The 15,246-nt window shown below is 56.0% G+C and carries 18 protein-coding genes; 6 read left to right on the forward strand and 12 right to left on the reverse strand.

Annotated features, from left to right (window positions below; all coding sequences use genetic code 11):
- Positions 1 to 49 precede the first annotated feature (49 nt).
- The gene (locus tag CDI07_RS03285; protein ID WP_088180241.1) at positions 50 to 1,105 is read left to right on the forward strand and encodes an SPOUT family RNA methylase; all 1,056 of its coding nucleotides are present in this window, start codon (positions 50 to 52) and stop codon (positions 1,103 to 1,105) included.
- Between the two features lie 129 nt (positions 1,106 to 1,234).
- On the opposite strand, the gene CDI07_RS03290 is transcribed toward CDI07_RS03285, so the two are convergent.
- The 7 genes from CDI07_RS03290 to CDI07_RS03320 form a co-directional block, all read right to left on the reverse strand.
- The gene (locus tag CDI07_RS03290; protein ID WP_088180242.1) at positions 1,235 to 1,948 is read right to left on the reverse strand and encodes a DUF92 domain-containing protein; all 714 of its coding nucleotides are present in this window, start codon (positions 1,946 to 1,948) and stop codon (positions 1,235 to 1,237) included.
- A gap of 77 nt (positions 1,949 to 2,025) precedes the next feature.
- Positions 2,026 to 2,475 (reverse strand): Lrp/AsnC family transcriptional regulator, encoded by a 450-nt coding sequence (locus tag CDI07_RS03295; protein WP_088180243.1) that lies wholly within the window; start codon positions 2,473 to 2,475, stop codon positions 2,026 to 2,028.
- 170 nt (positions 2,476 to 2,645) lie between these two features.
- On the reverse strand, positions 2,646 to 2,942 hold the full coding sequence (locus CDI07_RS03300) for a MazG nucleotide pyrophosphohydrolase domain-containing protein (RefSeq protein WP_088180244.1): 297 nt from the start codon (positions 2,940 to 2,942) through the stop codon (positions 2,646 to 2,648).
- Between the two features lie 4 nt (positions 2,943 to 2,946).
- Positions 2,947 to 3,324 carry a helix-turn-helix transcriptional regulator gene (locus CDI07_RS03305; RefSeq protein WP_088180245.1) on the reverse strand — a complete coding sequence of 126 codons (378 nt, stop codon included), beginning with the start codon at positions 3,322 to 3,324 and terminating at the stop codon, positions 2,947 to 2,949.
- 57 nt (positions 3,325 to 3,381) lie between these two features.
- Positions 3,382 to 3,753, reverse strand: coding sequence for a Mov34/MPN/PAD-1 family protein (locus CDI07_RS03310; protein ID WP_088180246.1), 372 nt, complete (start codon positions 3,751 to 3,753; stop codon positions 3,382 to 3,384).
- Positions 3,754 to 3,779: 26 nt separating this feature from the next.
- Entirely contained in the window at positions 3,780 to 4,163 is a 384-nt protein-coding gene (locus tag CDI07_RS03315; RefSeq protein ID WP_088180247.1) for a RidA family protein, read from the reverse strand.
- 77 nt (positions 4,164 to 4,240) lie between these two features.
- Positions 4,241 to 5,044 carry a DUF2666 family protein gene (locus CDI07_RS03320; protein ID WP_088180248.1) on the reverse strand — a complete coding sequence of 268 codons (804 nt, stop codon included), beginning with the start codon at positions 5,042 to 5,044 and terminating at the stop codon, positions 4,241 to 4,243.
- Positions 5,045 to 5,161: 117 nt separating this feature from the next.
- Between CDI07_RS03320 and lonB the strand changes: the two genes are divergently transcribed.
- From lonB to CDI07_RS03340, 4 genes are all read left to right on the forward strand, one after another.
- Positions 5,162 to 7,069 (forward strand): ATP-dependent protease LonB, encoded by a 1,908-nt coding sequence (gene lonB / locus CDI07_RS03325; protein WP_088180249.1) that lies wholly within the window; start codon positions 5,162 to 5,164, stop codon positions 7,067 to 7,069.
- Positions 7,070 to 7,172: 103 nt separating this feature from the next.
- Positions 7,173 to 7,919 carry a Fe-S cluster assembly ATPase SufC gene (gene sufC / locus CDI07_RS03330; RefSeq protein ID WP_088180250.1) on the forward strand — a complete coding sequence of 249 codons (747 nt, stop codon included), beginning with the start codon at positions 7,173 to 7,175 and terminating at the stop codon, positions 7,917 to 7,919.
- A complete protein-coding gene (locus tag CDI07_RS03335) occupies positions 7,912 to 9,249 on the forward strand; it encodes a SufD family Fe-S cluster assembly protein (protein WP_088180251.1) in 1,338 nt (445 codons plus the stop codon). The genes sufC and CDI07_RS03335 overlap by 8 nt, the downstream gene beginning before the upstream one ends.
- Positions 9,250 to 9,360: 111 nt before the next feature.
- Entirely contained in the window at positions 9,361 to 9,654 is a 294-nt protein-coding gene (locus CDI07_RS03340; protein WP_088180252.1) for a hypothetical protein, read from the forward strand.
- 18 nt (positions 9,655 to 9,672) lie between these two features.
- On the opposite strand, the gene CDI07_RS03345 is transcribed toward CDI07_RS03340, so the two are convergent.
- Positions 9,673 to 10,122: a hydrogenase maturation protease gene (locus CDI07_RS03345; protein ID WP_088180253.1), complete on the reverse strand. Its 450-nt coding sequence runs from the start codon at positions 10,120 to 10,122 to the stop codon at positions 9,673 to 9,675.
- 113 nt (positions 10,123 to 10,235) lie between these two features.
- Here CDI07_RS03345 and CDI07_RS03350 point away from each other — a divergent pair, with 113 nt between their 5' ends.
- Entirely contained in the window at positions 10,236 to 10,964 is a 729-nt protein-coding gene (locus CDI07_RS03350) for a hypothetical protein (protein ID WP_088180254.1), read from the forward strand.
- Between the two features lie 82 nt (positions 10,965 to 11,046).
- Here the strand turns inward: CDI07_RS03350 and hydA are convergent, their stop codons facing one another.
- The 4 genes from hydA to hydB are packed head-to-tail and all read right to left on the reverse strand — an operon-like array spanning position 11,047 to position 15,122.
- Positions 11,047 to 12,336, reverse strand: coding sequence for an NADPH-dependent hydrogenase/sulfhydrogenase 1 subunit alpha (hydA, locus tag CDI07_RS03355; RefSeq protein WP_088180255.1), 1,290 nt, complete (start codon positions 12,334 to 12,336; stop codon positions 11,047 to 11,049).
- Positions 12,333 to 13,124 carry an NADPH-dependent hydrogenase/sulfhydrogenase 1 subunit delta gene (gene hydD, locus CDI07_RS03360; protein ID WP_088180256.1) on the reverse strand — a complete coding sequence of 264 codons (792 nt, stop codon included), beginning with the start codon at positions 13,122 to 13,124 and terminating at the stop codon, positions 12,333 to 12,335. The genes hydA and hydD overlap by 4 nt, the downstream gene beginning before the upstream one ends.
- 10 nt (positions 13,125 to 13,134) lie before the next feature.
- Positions 13,135 to 14,019 (reverse strand): NADPH-dependent hydrogenase/sulfhydrogenase 1 subunit gamma, encoded by an 885-nt coding sequence (hydG, locus tag CDI07_RS03365; protein WP_088180257.1) that lies wholly within the window; start codon positions 14,017 to 14,019, stop codon positions 13,135 to 13,137.
- Positions 14,016 to 15,122 carry an NADPH-dependent hydrogenase/sulfhydrogenase 1 subunit beta gene (gene hydB / locus CDI07_RS03370; RefSeq protein ID WP_088180258.1) on the reverse strand — a complete coding sequence of 369 codons (1,107 nt, stop codon included), beginning with the start codon at positions 15,120 to 15,122 and terminating at the stop codon, positions 14,016 to 14,018. The genes hydG and hydB overlap by 4 nt, the downstream gene beginning before the upstream one ends.
- Positions 15,123 to 15,246: the final 124 nt, after the last annotated feature.

A 15,246-nucleotide genomic window follows, 5' to 3' on the forward strand; every position in this document is an offset into this window, starting at 1 on the left:
TCGGCAGACTTTTAAGCACCCGCCCGCTTCTTCTCCCGGAGGTGCGGTTATGAAGTTCATAGTTAAGACCCAGAGAGGAATGGAGAGTGTCGCCGCCAACTACATCAAGGAGTCCCTCCCGGATGCCCGCGTTTGGGCGTCCCCAATGGGCTACTACGGCCTGGTCATCGTTGAGACGGACGAGGAAAAGGCCGCTGGGAAGATACTGGAGATACCGGAGGTCGAGAGGCTGATTCCGGTCATCGTTGAGGTCCCGGCCGAGCTTGAGAAAATAGTCGAAAGCGCCGAGAAACTCGCCCCCATGATCAGGGAGAGCGAGACCTTCGCCGTGAAGACCAAGAGGCGCGGAAAGCACGGGTTCACCAGCATGGACGTTAACCGCGAGCTGGGCGCCAGAATAAGGGAGCTCACGAATGCCGATGTAAACCTCAGCTGGCCGGACAAGGTCGTTCAGGTTGAGATAATCGGCGACAGGGCCTACATCTCCGTGGTCCCGGGTGAGGAATTCAGAAAGTTCACACCCGACAAGATAGACGCGAGAAAACTTTTCCGCAAGGTTACGCTCGTTCAGATGCCCTACTGGGGCGATTACAAGGCCTGCCGCTCCTTCGGTGAGAAGATTGGAAGAGCTGCGCAGGCCTTCGAGGTGAAGGAACTGATAATCGCCCCCAAGGAGAAGATGGACGCCTTCGAGCTGGCGGAGTTCATAAAGGGGGTTAGAATCGGTCAGGAGAGCAGATACCAGATACAGCGCGAGGCCTATCCCTGGAAGGTGGAAAAGGTTCCGGTGAGCGTCTGGGACCTCTATCAGGTCGTCAGGGACAAGAGACGGGGCAAGAGGCTGCTCATCATCACAGACCCCAAGGGGCCGACCCTCGCGGAGGTAAAGGAGAACCTCGCCAAGGACATGTTCTACTCGAAGGAGGTCGTAATCTTCGTCGGCTCCCGTGAGGGCATTCCCAGAGGCCTTTTCAGGTTCGCCGACTACGTGGTTGACCTCGCACCGTACATGACGTTCGCCACGGAGCACGGCATTCCGGCCGCACTCGTCTCGCTCTGGGAGGTTTATGAGGAGTACGCAAGGAAGCGGGAGGAAAAGGCCTAATTTTTCTTTAATTCTTCAATTCCCGAATTATGTTTGGTGAGGCGTCAGACCCTAAGGTCTTCTTCACCGCTCGGGAATCCGCCGTAGTCATCATCCGCCGAGAAAAGTTCTCGTGGTGATTTTAAAACTTCACGCGAGGAGGTAGAAGAGTCCGGCGCCGATGAATCCTCCGAGGAGACTCGCGAGAAAGTTCGTTGAGTTGTTGTTGGTTATCCCCTCGTTCTCAAGGGTCGCCCCTATGAGGCTGTCCAGGTTGACCCCGATGAATCCTCCGAGGGTAACCGCGAGGAGCATCGTGGCCTTTTCGGCCGTTACGGGGAGCGCAAAGAGGCCCATTATGAGGGCGCCTGCGAGTGCGAACAGCTCTCCCGCCCATGAGACGGCACCGTTGGTACCGGGCTTCGCGGGTCTCAGTGTCGTGATAAGCTTCGGGCTCTTTCCGAAGATTTTACCGAGCTCACTGGCGAGGGTATCGCCGTTGGCGGTTGCAATCGCGGCGAAACTGGCGGCCCAGAAAACGTCCATATGGGAGAAGTACTCGAAGGCGAGGAAAATGACCGCCGCCAGCCCGTTGCCGAGGACGTTGCCCCAGCTCCTTATTCCGTTCCTGCTCTGGGCGGCACCGAGCTTGGCCTTCTCCCTGAATTTGTACTTGGTGGCCAGAACGCCGAGAACCACGAAGGTCAGAAGCGCGGCGAATGGGTACACTCCCCCCAGCTCGATAACCGAGAGCCCGAGGAGTGCCGCCGCAACGGCCCCCTTAGCGTCAAGTGCCTTGAACCTGTAGGAACCAAAGCCGAGCCCTGCAACCACTGCAATATCCACTGCCGCTCTCTCAAGCATCTCTGCCACCTGGGAGAAGTGCAGGTGGGGGCTTTATTATTCTTTCCCTCGGCGGTTGACGAAGGAAATAAAGGGAATTAAAGAACCTCAAACTTAACGGTCTCGGTCACGAAGGTTATGTCGAGCTTGTCAATGCCCGGTATCTTCTTGGAGACCTCGTTTATGATCTTCTCAAGCTCCTTCATATCCTTGGGCCCAACGATGTGTATTATGAGGCTGTGGGAACCTAGCGCGCGCTCTATTATCTTGATGTTCTCATCCTCAACGAGGGCGGGGATTATCTCGTCTACGTTGACCGAGGGCTTGACTGTGATTCCGAGGACGACGTGAACGTAACCGAGGGCGTCGTAGTTGGGTATCACGGTGTACTTCTTTATGATGCCGTTTCTCTCCAGACGGTCCATCCTGCGGGATATCCTCTGCCTAGTGGTGCCGAGAATTTCGGCAAGCTCCTTGTAGGTAAGGCGGGCGTTCTTGGCGAGGAGCTTCAAAATCTTTACATCTATTCCGTTTATTTTATCAGCCATGTCTCCACCTCCCCCGAATTATGGTGGAAATTGAGCGCCCGATTATAAAAATGTTTCGATAAGTTGGAAGATTTCTAACCACTTAGTAACCCGTGCCTCCGCGCCCTCGTATAACCCAATTATATGGTAGTTCATTGTGTTACAACTCCACAGCACACTTGATGTAAATTTCATACGTTGTTCCAGCGATCCCTGTCCCGTTCCCTGTACTTCTCTATGGTCTCCTCGAGGGCGTCCATCAGATCTACGTCGTAGTAGTTGGCGATGCAGGAGAGGGCAAAGGCAACGTCGCCGAGCTCCTCCTTCAAGCGCTCCCTGTTTCCTGAGCCCTTAACGCCCTCCACCTTCAACAACTCGTCCGCAAGTTCCCCGATCTCCTCCATCAGGGCAGCGAGCATCTCAAACGGCGTCCAGTACCCCCCGAACTCCATGACGATTCTGTCAACTTCCCGCTGGAGGTCGTTCATGGCCTTACACCAGCTCAATGCTGATCATGTCGAGGTACCTCTTAAGCGCCTCGGTATTGGTTCTGTAGAAGTGCATCTTGCCCTCCTTCCTCTCCTCGATCAGTCCGAGGCCCTTGAGCGTGCGTAGGTGGTGGCTTATCAGGGTCTGATCTTGGTCAAGTATCCTTGAGATTAGACACACGCACAGCCAGTTGTCCCTCAGGAGCTTGAGTATCCTGAGACGGAGTGGATTTGAAATCGCCTTCAGGAACTTTATCGTGTCGCTTTCCACCTGGAGGTCAACTTCCCTGTCCAGGTCCGGGATTCCGCAGGTTTCCGCACACTGCAGGACTGTTCTCTTCTGCTTCTCGTTCAGCCCGTCCAGAAGGTCCCTAATCTTCATGGGCAACACCTGTAACTGGATTATGGTTGGTTTCCTTTTAAGAATTTTCACATGATGTTATTCTACAACCTCAATCCCGAGCCTGCTTCCGTCGCTGCGGTACGCCCTCACGCTGTCCTCGGTAAAGGGATAGGCGATTATCAAGTGAACTCCCCCGAATTTCGAGAAGAAGTTCAAATCCGCCTGGGACGGCCAGGGACTCGGTCCAGGGTGAGAATGAACGGTACCCTTGATGCTCTCGTCGTAGGGCAGCATCCATGTGTCAAAGAACGCGGAGCTGCTCCCGAAATGTGGATTGGGGGCTATCAAGACCTCCTCAAATACCCCGTCCCTCTCCCGCAGAAAGCCCGCGAATTCGTTGGGATAGAAGTCGCGGGCGAGCTCCAGCAGGTACTCCAGGAGCTCGCGTCTGATCCTTACCGCTTCCATTTCGCTCACCGAAAAATGTTAAAAATTCAAAGGACCGCTATGGCCTCTATCTCCACATCAACCCCTTTCGGAAGGTTTGAAACTTCAACGACTGCCCTGGCAGGCTTGGATTCGGAGAAGTAGCGGTTGTAGACCTCGTTGAATCTGGCGTAGTTGCCCATGTCCCTGATGTACACCGTCACCTTCACCACGTTCTCGGCGCCTCCACCAGCGGCCTCGACGACCGCCAGGAGGTTTTTGAGTGCCTGTTCCGCCTGCTTCTCGATGTCGCCGCTCACGAGTTCCCCGGTTTCGGGGTTTATCGGTATCTGCCCCGAGACGAAGAGGAACTTTCCTTCCGCGATTATTCCCTGGCTGTACGGCCCTATCGGCTTCGGGGCCCTTTCGGTGAGAACTGTCTCCTTCCTCATGCTTTCACCTCCAAAGGGAATGGAAATCAGCGAAGCGAAGACTCCTCATCGGTTCCCCTCGGGTGTCCTCGGCCTCATCATTTCTTCTCCAGGTACTTCTCAAGGCTCTTGGCCGGGACGTCCAGGGGGAGGCCTATCTTCTCGAGGGCCTTCCTCAGGGCGTAAACTTTTGCATGCTCCTGGAACGGATCGGGGGCGTAGTTCTCGGCCGGGAAGTGCTTGTACTTCTCCACAACGGCCGGGATTCCGGCCTTCTTAACCTTCTTGAACTCGCCGAACCAGGCGTCTATGCCTTTGAGGTCGATGCCCGCATAGACCGGGAGCTTGAGCGCGATGCTTTCGTTTATGCTCGCCAAGAGCCGCGCGACGTCTGCCATCGGCGTTTTGTCATCGATTATAAGCCTTCTAACGGCCCTCCACTTGCCGTGCTCCGCGCTGAGATGAAACGCCGTGAAGTTCACGTGGTCTTCGTTGTACGGGAAGACTATCCTGACCTCGCTCAGGGGCTCTTCCGGATACTCCACGGGGGCCTTCTTCGAGAGCACTTCCCTCACGAGGACCGCCTTGGCCACGTCAACGAGGTGCTTCCTGAGCTTTTTGTCCTCCTCGAAGACGAGGGCACCGAGCTTCCTTGCCGTTCCGGGCGACTTGAGGGCGACAATGGCATCGCTTAAATCCTTCTTTCCGATTTCCTCAGCGAGGCTCATTATCCCCGCGACGTTCATGACCTCCGTCAGGTACTCGGGTATCTTGGCGTTGACCGTGTTGGAGATGCTGGCCAGGAAGTGGGCCACCTTCTCGTCCTCCATATCGATCAGCCTGTCGGCCACCTTCCAGCTCCCGTGATGCGCCGTGAACACAATCTGATCCTCAACCTTCATCGCTTCCACCAAGGGTTATGGATGGCAAGGCCTATTTTAGCTTTTTCTTGACCTTCTCAAAAAAGTTATAAATCGCCCCGAGCATTCCAATTTGAGAGAGTGGAAGAGGGAAGCAAAATGGGGGAAGACGAGAAGGTCAATAGGGAAGCCCTGGCCCCCAGGGAATATGGAGAGAGCCTTGAGCTAGGCATGGAGTTCAACACGACCGAGGAGGTCAAGGTTCCCGAGAAGCTCATTGACCAGGTCATAGGACAGGAGCACGCGGTTGAAGTCATCAGAACCGCCGCGACCCAGAAAAGGCACGTTCTTCTCATAGGTGAGCCGGGTACCGGCAAGTCAATGCTCGGTCAGGCGATGGCGGAGCTGCTGCCCACGGAGAACCTGGAGGACATACTCGTCTTTCCAAACCCCGAAGACGAGAACATGCCCAAGATAAAGACCGTCCCCGCCTGCCAGGGGCGGCGGATAGTCGAGAAGTACCGCGAGAAGGCCAAGGGTCAGGAGAGTATAAAATCCTACATCCTTCTGTTTGTCATGTTCACGGTCATGCTCGCCCTGTTCATAGACTTCAGCGCGACCACACTCCTCATGGGCCTCTTCGTTGTAATACTCACGATAATGGCGCTCTCGAACATGCGCCTCAAGGGCTCAGTCCTCGTTCCTAAGCTACTCGTTGACAACTGCGGAAGGAACAAGGCACCGTTCATAGACGCGACCGGTGCCCATGCAGGAGCGCTCCTCGGTGACGTGCGCCACGACCCGTTCCAGAGCGGCGGCCTGGGAACGCCCGCCCACGAGCGCGTTGAGCCGGGAATGATACACCGCGCCCACAGGGGCGTCCTGTTCATAGATGAGGTGGCGACGCTGAGCCTCAAGATGCAGCAGAACCTCCTCACGGCGATGCAGGAGAAGAAGTTCCCGATAACCGGCCAGAGCGAGATGTCGAGCGGTGCCATGGTCAGGACCGAGCCGGTTCCGTGTGACTTCGTCCTCGTCGCGGCCGGAAACCTCGATACCGTTGACAAGATGCATCCGGCCCTGCGCTCCCGTATCAGGGGCTACGGTTACGAGGTCTACATGCGCACCACGATGCCGGACACCATAGAGAACAGGCGCAAGCTCATCCAGTTCGTTGCCCAGGAGGTCATACGCGACGGCAAGATACCCCACTTCACGCGCGACGCCGTTGAGGAGATAGTCAGGGAGGCACAGAAGCGCGCCGGCAGGAAGGGGCACCTGACCCTACGCCTGCGCGACCTCGGCGGTATCGTGAGGGCCGCCGGAGACATAGCGGTCAAGAAGGGCAAGAAGTACGTTGACCGTGAGGACGTTCTTGAGGCCGTCAGGATGGCGAAGCCGCTCGAGAAGCAGCTCGCGGACTGGTACATCGAGCGCAAGAAGGAGTATCAGGTCATCAAGACCGAGGGAAGCGAGATTGGTCGCGTTAATGGCCTTGCCGTGATAGGCGAGCAGAGCGGTATAGTGCTCCCGATTGAGGCCGTAGTTGCCCCGGCGGCGAGCAAGGAGGAGGGCAAGATCATAGTCACCGGAAAGCTCGGCGAGATAGCCAAGGAAGCCGTGCAGAACGTCTCGGCAATAATCAAGCGCTACAAGGGTGAGGACATCAGCAGATACGACATCCACGTCCAGTTCCTCCAGACCTACGAGGGCGTGGAAGGTGACTCTGCCAGCATAAGCGTTGCCACCGCCGTCATCTCCGCCCTCGAGGAGATACCCATACGGCAGGACGTGGCGATGACCGGTTCGCTCAGCGTTCGCGGTGAGGTGCTCCCGATAGGCGGTGCGACGCCGAAGATAGAGGCCGCCATAGAGGCGGGCATAACGACGGTGATAATCCCCAAGAGCAACGAGAAGGATGTGTTCCTCAGCAAGGACAAGGCCGAAAAGGTGCAGATATTCCCGGTTGAGACCATAGACGAGGTGCTCGAGATAGCCCTAGAGGAGAGCGAGAAGAAGAGGGAGCTTCTCAGGCGCATAAGGGAGGCCCTCCCGCTTTCCCTCTGAGCTTTTCTAACTTTTCTGGGGACATACCTTTCATAATCTTCTACACCTTTGTCCAGAAATGCTTAAAAAACGGCCAGTCAAGGTAAGGCTGGAGGTGAAGCGAGTGCTCAACGTTGAGAACCTCATTGTCACTGTTGGGGACAGGGAGATTCTCCGGGGCGTGGACCTCTCGGTGGGCGCCGGCGAGTTTCACGTCATAATGGGACCGAACGGTTCCGGGAAGTCCACCCTGGCCCTGACCATCGCGGGTCACCCGAGGTATGAAATCAAAAAGGGAAGGATAACCTTCAATGGGGAGGACATAACCAAGCTTCCACCGGACGAGCGCGTTAAGCGCGGCATAATGCTCGCGTTCCAGCACCCCGAGGAGGTCGAGGGAGTCAGGATAATGGAGTTCCTCCAGCAGGTTCTGGCGGAGGTCAAGGGCATGGACATGGTGGAGGCCTACGACCGCATAGTTGAGACCGCCAAGGAGCTCTGGTTCAAAGAGGAGGACCTGATGAGGTACGTCAACGTCGGCTTCTCCGGTGGCGAGAGAAAGAGGTTTGAAATCCTCCAGGCCCTCCTGCTGGAGCCCAAGCTCCTCATCCTGGACGAGCCGGACAGCGGTGTTGACGTTGACTCCCTCAGCGTCATCAGCAGAAAGATAGAGGAGCTCCACGAGAGGGGAACGGCCGTTCTCTTGATAACCCACTACGGCAGGATACTCGGGCACCTCGACCCCAGCAGGTTCCGGGTTCACGTCATGCGCGAGGGAAGGATAGTGCTTGAGAGGGGCGGTGAGTTCGTTAGGGAGATTGAGGAGAAGGGCTTCCAGAAGATATTCGAGGAGTGTGGCTGCGATGAGTGAGATAACCGTTCAGGAGGCCAAGGAGATAATAGCGGCGGAGATAGAGAACCTCGTCAGGAGGAACAGAGAGCCGGAGTGGATGACGAGGATAAGGTACAAAGCTCTGGAAGCCTTCGAGAGGGCCCCCCACAGGGACCCCATAATCAGCGAGGACGAACTCCTGAGGTTCATAGCCAAGCCCGAGATAGCCGGCGTTCCCGAGAACATCGAGAGCCTCGACGATCTGCCCCCTGAGATGAAGGCCCTCCTCGACAGACTCGGCATTAGTGAGGTCGAGCAGAAGTACATAGCCGGCCTGGCGGTTCAGACCGATACCGGGGTAATATACAACGAGTTCCTCAAAGAGTGGGAAAAGAAGGGGCTCATCGTTCTGCCGATGGAAGAGGCAGTGAAGAGATACCCTGATGTCGTTAAACAACACTTCCTTCAGATGTTCCGGGCTGATGAGAGCAAGATGGCTGCTTACCATACCGCGGTGTGGAACGGCGGAATCTTCCTCTACGTCAAGGAAGGGCTAAAGGTCCCGTTCCCGCTTCACCTGTTCTTCCTCATCCAGGAGAGCGCACTGGCCCAAGCGCCGCACATAATCATAATAGCCGAGCCGAACAGCGAGTTCCACCTCATAGAGGGATGCACCGCCCCGGTGCTCGTCAAGCACTCCCTGCACCTCGACATGACCGAGGCGTACATCCGCGACGGGGCCAAGGCCCAGCTGACGGTTCTCCAGAACTGGCCGGAGTACGTTCACACGAGGCCGATGACCCGGGCGAGAATCGGTAAGGGGGCCCGCTTCATCAACACCACCGTCGGCCTCGGAACCGGAAGGAGCAACATAGCCAACCCCAAGTACTGGGTGGACGAGAACGGCTACGTCGAGCTGAACGGTATAATCCTCGGTCAGAAGGACTGGTACGTTGACCTGGGAGGAGAGATGTACCTCCAGGGCAGGGGCGCCGCTGGAATAAACGCCAGCAAGGCGGTCATAATGGACGACAGCACCGTGATAACCAGGGGCATCATAAGGGCGGAGGCGCCGAGGGCCAAGGGACACATAAGCTGCGACGCGCTGCTGATGAGCGATAGAGCCACGATGGAGACCTACCCCGGACTCGTCAGCAAGGTCGACGACGCCGAGCTCAGCCACGAGGCTGCGATAGGCAAGATACGCGAGGAGGAGCTGTTCTACCTGATGTCACGCGGTCTGAGCGAGGAGAAGGCGACCCAGCTCATAGTCAAGGGCTTCCTCGAGCCGATGCTCAAGGACATCCCGATGGAGTTCCTCGTGGAGATAAGGAAGATAATCGAGCTCGCCGTGAGCGGGGGCATGTGATTGAAAAATATTTCTTTTGTTTTGGAACGCCCCTAATTTTTCCCGATTTTTCGCCGGAGACTCCTAACGAAGCGTTATAACCGCCCCGTCCTCTCATTTTAGGGTGATAGCATGGATCCGATGGCAAAGGCCTTCGAAGAGGCTAAAAAGAATCCCAAAATGAGGAAGAGACTTAAGGTAAAGGCCGCTTTCTCAATGCTGCTGTTCGTGATGTTCCTGGGCGTGATATTCATAACGGTTGGAACGGTGATCGCCAGCAAAAACGGCAGCTTCCTGGGGATGACCCAGCTCGACTTCCTCAAGCTCCGCGCCCGCTACGGCATCATCATGATGTTCCTCATAATCTTTCACCTGCTCATGAACAGGAGCATAATGAGAAAGGAGCTTGAGATGCTTCTCGGCTGATTTATTCAATTCCTTAATTCATTCTTTGCATAGTTCCTCAACCAGCTCAACGACCCTCGGCAGGGCCCTTTCAACTTCCTCGGTGAGCTCCATCCCGAGGTCTATCTCCTTGGCCACGACGCCAATGAAGTGTATATCCGCCTTGGCGAGGCGTTCATCCATAGCCATCAGGAGTTTAAGCCCGTCTATCGCCCCCATGAAGTGGGCGCTCCTTATCTCGGCCTTCAGCTTCTCGAAGACCTCCTCACCGCTCAGGTGAATTATCTCGCCCGGCCGAAACTTCTCGCTCAGGATGGCGTCTATGATTATCAACCGCTCCTCGCCTTTGTAGTGGGCGGAGAGCATGAATATGTCCGTGCCAACGTCGAGGACGTTGTACCCCCTTTCTGCGAGTATTCTGCCGGCCTTCAGTCCGATTCCATCGTCCTTCATCAGTTCGTTGCCGAGGGCAAGGATAAGAGTTCTCATGGTTTCTCCCCCCTTCAGTTACTCTGAGGGGTTTATGAGCCTTACCAAAATCTTTATATATACGATGGACAGTTGTCATAATTGCCCTCAAGATCTTGGTGAGGAGGGTTCCTATGGTGAGGAAGATTGTGGTCTTGGCATTGATCATCGTCGTTTTCTCCGCGGGGTGTCTTGGCCAGGCTGGAACCAAAAATACTTCCCAGGAATTCTCCCTTAAAGTGACCTCTGTTCCTTTCAGGGTTCCAATTAACGTGACTGCCATCACAGTTAACGTGAGCGCGGACTTCATAGGTTATCGTCACCTCGTCATCGACTATTCATATCTCGTAGTCTTTGTAAAAACAGATTCGGCAGTTTTCAATGTCTCGGCGTTTAGGCTCTCCAATGACGTTTACATGGTGCCCTATTATCAATTCAAAGACTCACACGGACTCCCCGCATCGATAACTGTATGGATGAAAAACGGGTCAACGGCGTTTGTGAACATTAACGTTTCTGGGACTCCCAAGAGGGTTGTTAACATGGTTGTCAACTACGAGGTCGATAAAAACGGAACGTACTACGTTGTTAGGCCCCTTGGATGGTCAGTGAAGAGGCTTAATTTATGGAATGAGACCTTTAATGTCACCGTGGAGTTAAATGAACCCATTCAAATGGTCAATGCTCCTCCGGTTAAGCTCATTAACAACACATACATCCTTCCCTCGGCCTGCAAGGTCACGAACGGCAGTACCACTGCCGTCTACAAATACTCCGTTGGTGATGTGTATATCGTTGGATCCGTCGGCGAGGGTTTCGTTGGGAAAATCTACTTTCCATGCGAAAAAATGGAAGGCAAGTAATTTCGGAACGGCTCACTTTTTCGTATTTTCAATCCGAAGTTGCCAGGATAAAGCGCCATTTAAAGAGAAAATTAAAAAGTGCTCAGAGCCTCGCCACGTGCACCGAACAGGAGATGCACGGGTCGTAGGCGCGAACGACCATCTCGGTGAGGTACTTGAGCCTCTCCGGGTCGTCGTTGTAGTGCTTCTCCGCCATCATCCTGACGTGGACCTCCATCATGGCGAAGTTGTATGCCGTCGGAGTGATTATGTCCGCGTAGGCGACCCTGCCGTCCTTGACCTCGAGGGCGTAGGTGACGATTCCGCGCGGGGCCTCGGTGGAGCTGACGCCGAAGCCGTCCTTCACCTCAACCCGGTCCCTCGGCGCTATCGGCCACTTGGCGAGGGCCTCGTCTATGAGGTCTATGCCGCGCTCGATGAAGTAGACCAGCTCAAGCGCCTGGGCGAGGTTGTTCGCGAAGGGGTTGGTCGGCCTGAGCAGGTCTCTGTGGCTCTCGTAGAGCTCCCTGGCCCTTCCGTAGAGTGTCTCCGCGTTGTTGACCAGCCTCGGAAGCGCACCGACCATGAAGGGCTTCTCGCCCTTGTAGAAGCTGTGCTTGGCGAAGCTGTGCTCGACGACCTTCTCGACGATGTGCTTCTTGTAGTCCTCGACCGGGAACTCGAAGCCGTCGCTCACCTTGATGTAGTCGCCGTAGATGCCGTAGACGTCTCCCCTCGGCTTTACCGCCACGTGGATTATCGGCCCCTCGACCTCCTCGTACTGCTCGAGCTTGGAGAACAGCTCGAAGGTGTACTCCGCCTTCGGAAGTGCTTCGCTGAGGCGCTTCTTCATGGTTTCAAGGGTGGCCTTGTCGGGCAGCTTGCCGAAGCCTCCGAGGACCACGTTCTCCTGGTGTATCGCCCTCGCTCCGAGTTCGTCCATCATCCAGCTTCCGAGGTTCTTTAGGTCGAGGGCTATGCCTATCTCCTTCTTGTACTCGTCCACCATCTTGAGCGGGTTGGAGTAGCCGAGGTAGTCTGGCAAAACCAGGAGGTACAGGTGAAGCGCGTGGCTCTCTATCATGTCGCCGATGTAGAGGACCTCCCTGAGGGCCTGGATTTCCTCGCGCGGGGTGAAGCCTATCGCCTTCTCAGCAGCTTCAACCGCGGTGAGCTTGTGGGCAGCCGAACAGAATGAGCATATCCTCGGGTAGACTGCCAGGGCCTCGTCGAGCTTCTTGCCTACCGTTATGGCCTCGAAGAACCTCGGGCCCTCTATGATGTTGAGCCTGACCTCCTTGACGCCATCGTCTCCGACGACTATCTCAACGCCGCCCTTGCCCTCAACGCGCGCTATGTGGTCAACGGTGATGGGAAGGTAGAGGTTCTTCATTCTTCCACCCCCTGGAATATCTTCTCAACCATCTCCTCGAGCTTCGGGTTGTGGGCGTTGAACATCTTCATGCGCTGGAGTATCTCCTCCTTGCTGATTCCCTTCTCCTTGAACGTCCTGGCGAGTGAGTCGAACCAGGCGACGTCGTAGCCTATTGCTCCCCTGCAGCCGATGCACGCCACTCCGAAGCCTGGGCACCTCGCGTCGCAGCCGGCCCTCGTTATCGGTCCAAGGCACGGCTCACCCTTCTCTATGAGTATGCACGGGTGTCCCTTCAGTCTGCACTCAACGCAGACCGGGTAGTCTATGTCCTCCGGCCACGATCCGACGAGGAAGGTACCGAGGGCGTAGAGGAAGTCCTTCTTCTCCGGCGGGCAGCCGTAGATGCGGTAGTCAACCTTGATATAGTTCTCCACCGGCTCGGCCATCTTCGGCTCGAACTTGACCTTCCCATCGCCGTAGACGGTCTTCCAGAGCTCCTCGAGGCTCTTGTCCTTCTCCCAGCTCTGCACGCCGCCGTGGACTGCACAGGAGCCAACGGCAACCACTATCTTCGCGTTCTCGCGTATCTTCTTGACGAGCTCGACCTCCTCCTCGGTGGAGACGCTTCCCTCGATGAAGGCTATGTCCACCGGCTCGTCCTCGTAGCTGTCGCGCTCAAGCATGAACCAGCAGACGATTTCCGCGTGCGGGAGCAGCTGGAGTATCTCGTCCATCATGGCAAGCTGGAGCTGACAGCCGTAGCATGAGGTGAGAGCGTAAAATCCGATTCTGACCTTTCCTTCCATCTCCACCACCTCAGTCCAGTAAGCCAGGCGTTGATACTATGTCGAAGTACGTGAAGACCGGGCCGTCTTTACAGATGTACTTCCAGCTCGTGCTCGTTCCGACGTTGCAGTGGCCGCACTTTCCTATTCCGCACTTCATCTTCCTCTCCAGCGTGACGAATATGTTCTCCGGGCGGTAGCCGTAGTTGATGAGGGACTCGAAAACGGCCTTGTACATCCTCGGCGGGCCGCAGATGGCAACGGCGGTGTTCTTTGGGTTGGTGTTGGCCTCGATGATGAAGTTCTGGGGCCTTCCGTGGAGTCCCGGCCACTCGGGGTCTCTGGTTACGCTCTGGATTATCTTGACGTTCTCGGCCTCGGCGAGGTCCTTCATGGCCTCAAGCTCCTTGTAGAACAGGAGGTCCTTTCCGTAGCGGGCCGTGTTGATGAAGGTTATGTTGCCGTACTTCCAGCGGTTGTCCATGGCGTAGAGGAAGACGCTCCTGAGCGGAGCTGTACCGAGGCCGGCAGCTATGAGGAGTAAGTCCATGCCCTCCCACTCGTCAACGGGAAATCCGTTTCCGTAGGGACCGCGAACGAGGACGGTGTCACCCGGCTGGAGCTTGTGGATGACCGTGGTGACCCTTCCAGCTTTCCTGATGCACAGCTCGAAGAATCCCTTCCTCATCGCGGAGGAGCATATGCTTATCGGAACCTCTCCAACTCCCGGAATCGTCAGCTGAACGAACTGGCCGGGTTTGAACGTCCACTTCTCGGCCAGCTCCGGGTCCTCGAACCTGAAGAGGAACAGCTTCTCCTTCTCGGTGAGCTGATAGACCTTGAGAACCTTGACCTTGTGGAGCGCGTAGGGGTTCTCGTCCGGCATCATAATCTCCTTGGGAACTACCTCGCTCATATGTCCTCACCCCTTATCTCAGAGGCGTAGGCGAATCCCCTCTTCGGGATCTCCTCGCTTATCTCAGACGGGCAGGTCTTTTCGCCCTCAAGTCCCATGATGGTGCGCAGGTTCTTCACGAAGCTTATGCCAGCTGGGCAGAAGTAGGTGCACCTTCCGCAGCCGACGCAGTAGCTTATGCCGAGCTTCTCGTTGTAGGAGTTCTTACAGAGGTACCTGTTGCGGAAGCGGTCCTTCTTGGTCGGTCTGAAGTTGTGGTTTCCCGCAACGAGGCCGTGGCTCCTGAGCTGGCAGGAGTCCCAGCGCCTCTCGCGGTAGCCGGTTTCACCATCGAGGTTGACTATGTCCTGCACCTCGTAGCAGCGGCACGTCGGGCAGGTGGTGTTGCAGTTGCCGCAGGCAAGGCAGATGTCGGCCTGCTCGTCCCACATCGGGTGCTCCATCTCGAGCTCAAGGAGGTAGCGGAGGTTGCTCCAGTCCTCGTGGTACCTGAACGACCTGGAGCGCCTGTTCTCAAACTCCCTGAAGTTGCAGATGTCCTCGGTTGTGACCTCCTCGAAGAGCTTGATGTTCTTGTCTACTATGCGGTGGCCGATAGGCGTTCCGACGCGGACGAGCCAGCCGTCGGGCAACTCGTGCAGGAACAGGTCGAAGCCGTCGTCGGCAAAATCAGTCTCGCGCAGGTTGCAGAAGCAGTACTCGTCGGGCATGCAGCTGATGCCTATGATTATGCCCTTCTCCCTGCGGACCCTGTAGTACTTGTCCGGGAGCTCGTCGAGGTAAACTGTGTCGAGCACCTTGAGGCCGAAGATGTCACAGGCGTGAAGGCCGAAGAGTATGAACGGCTCGACGTCCTCTATGACCTCCTTGTACTCGGCCTTCGCCAGGTTGAACTCGAAGAGCTTCTCCCTGGGCAGGAAGAAGAATTTCTTCGGCGGCATTATGGTCCTGTTGTAGTTGAACTCGACCTTCCTGACGTCGTCTATTTCCCTGAAGTCGTAGAACTTCTCGGATATCTTAACCGGGGCGTAGAGTTTGCCCCACTCCTTCAACCTTTCAAGGAACGCGTAGGTGTTCTCCTTCGGGAGCTTAACGTATCTCAACCCAACCACCTCCAATGAACATAACTATGCATGTGCTCATCTTTGTCCCCTCAATTGAGGCTTCTCCGGAGGTTAAAAAAGCGTTTTTAAACCCGAAAATTCTAAACCAAAGGTTGAGGAGAGT

The organism is Thermococcus sp. 5-4 (genome assembly GCF_002197185.1).
In the GTDB taxonomy this organism is placed as follows: domain Archaea; phylum Methanobacteriota_B; class Thermococci; order Thermococcales; family Thermococcaceae; genus Thermococcus; species Thermococcus radiotolerans.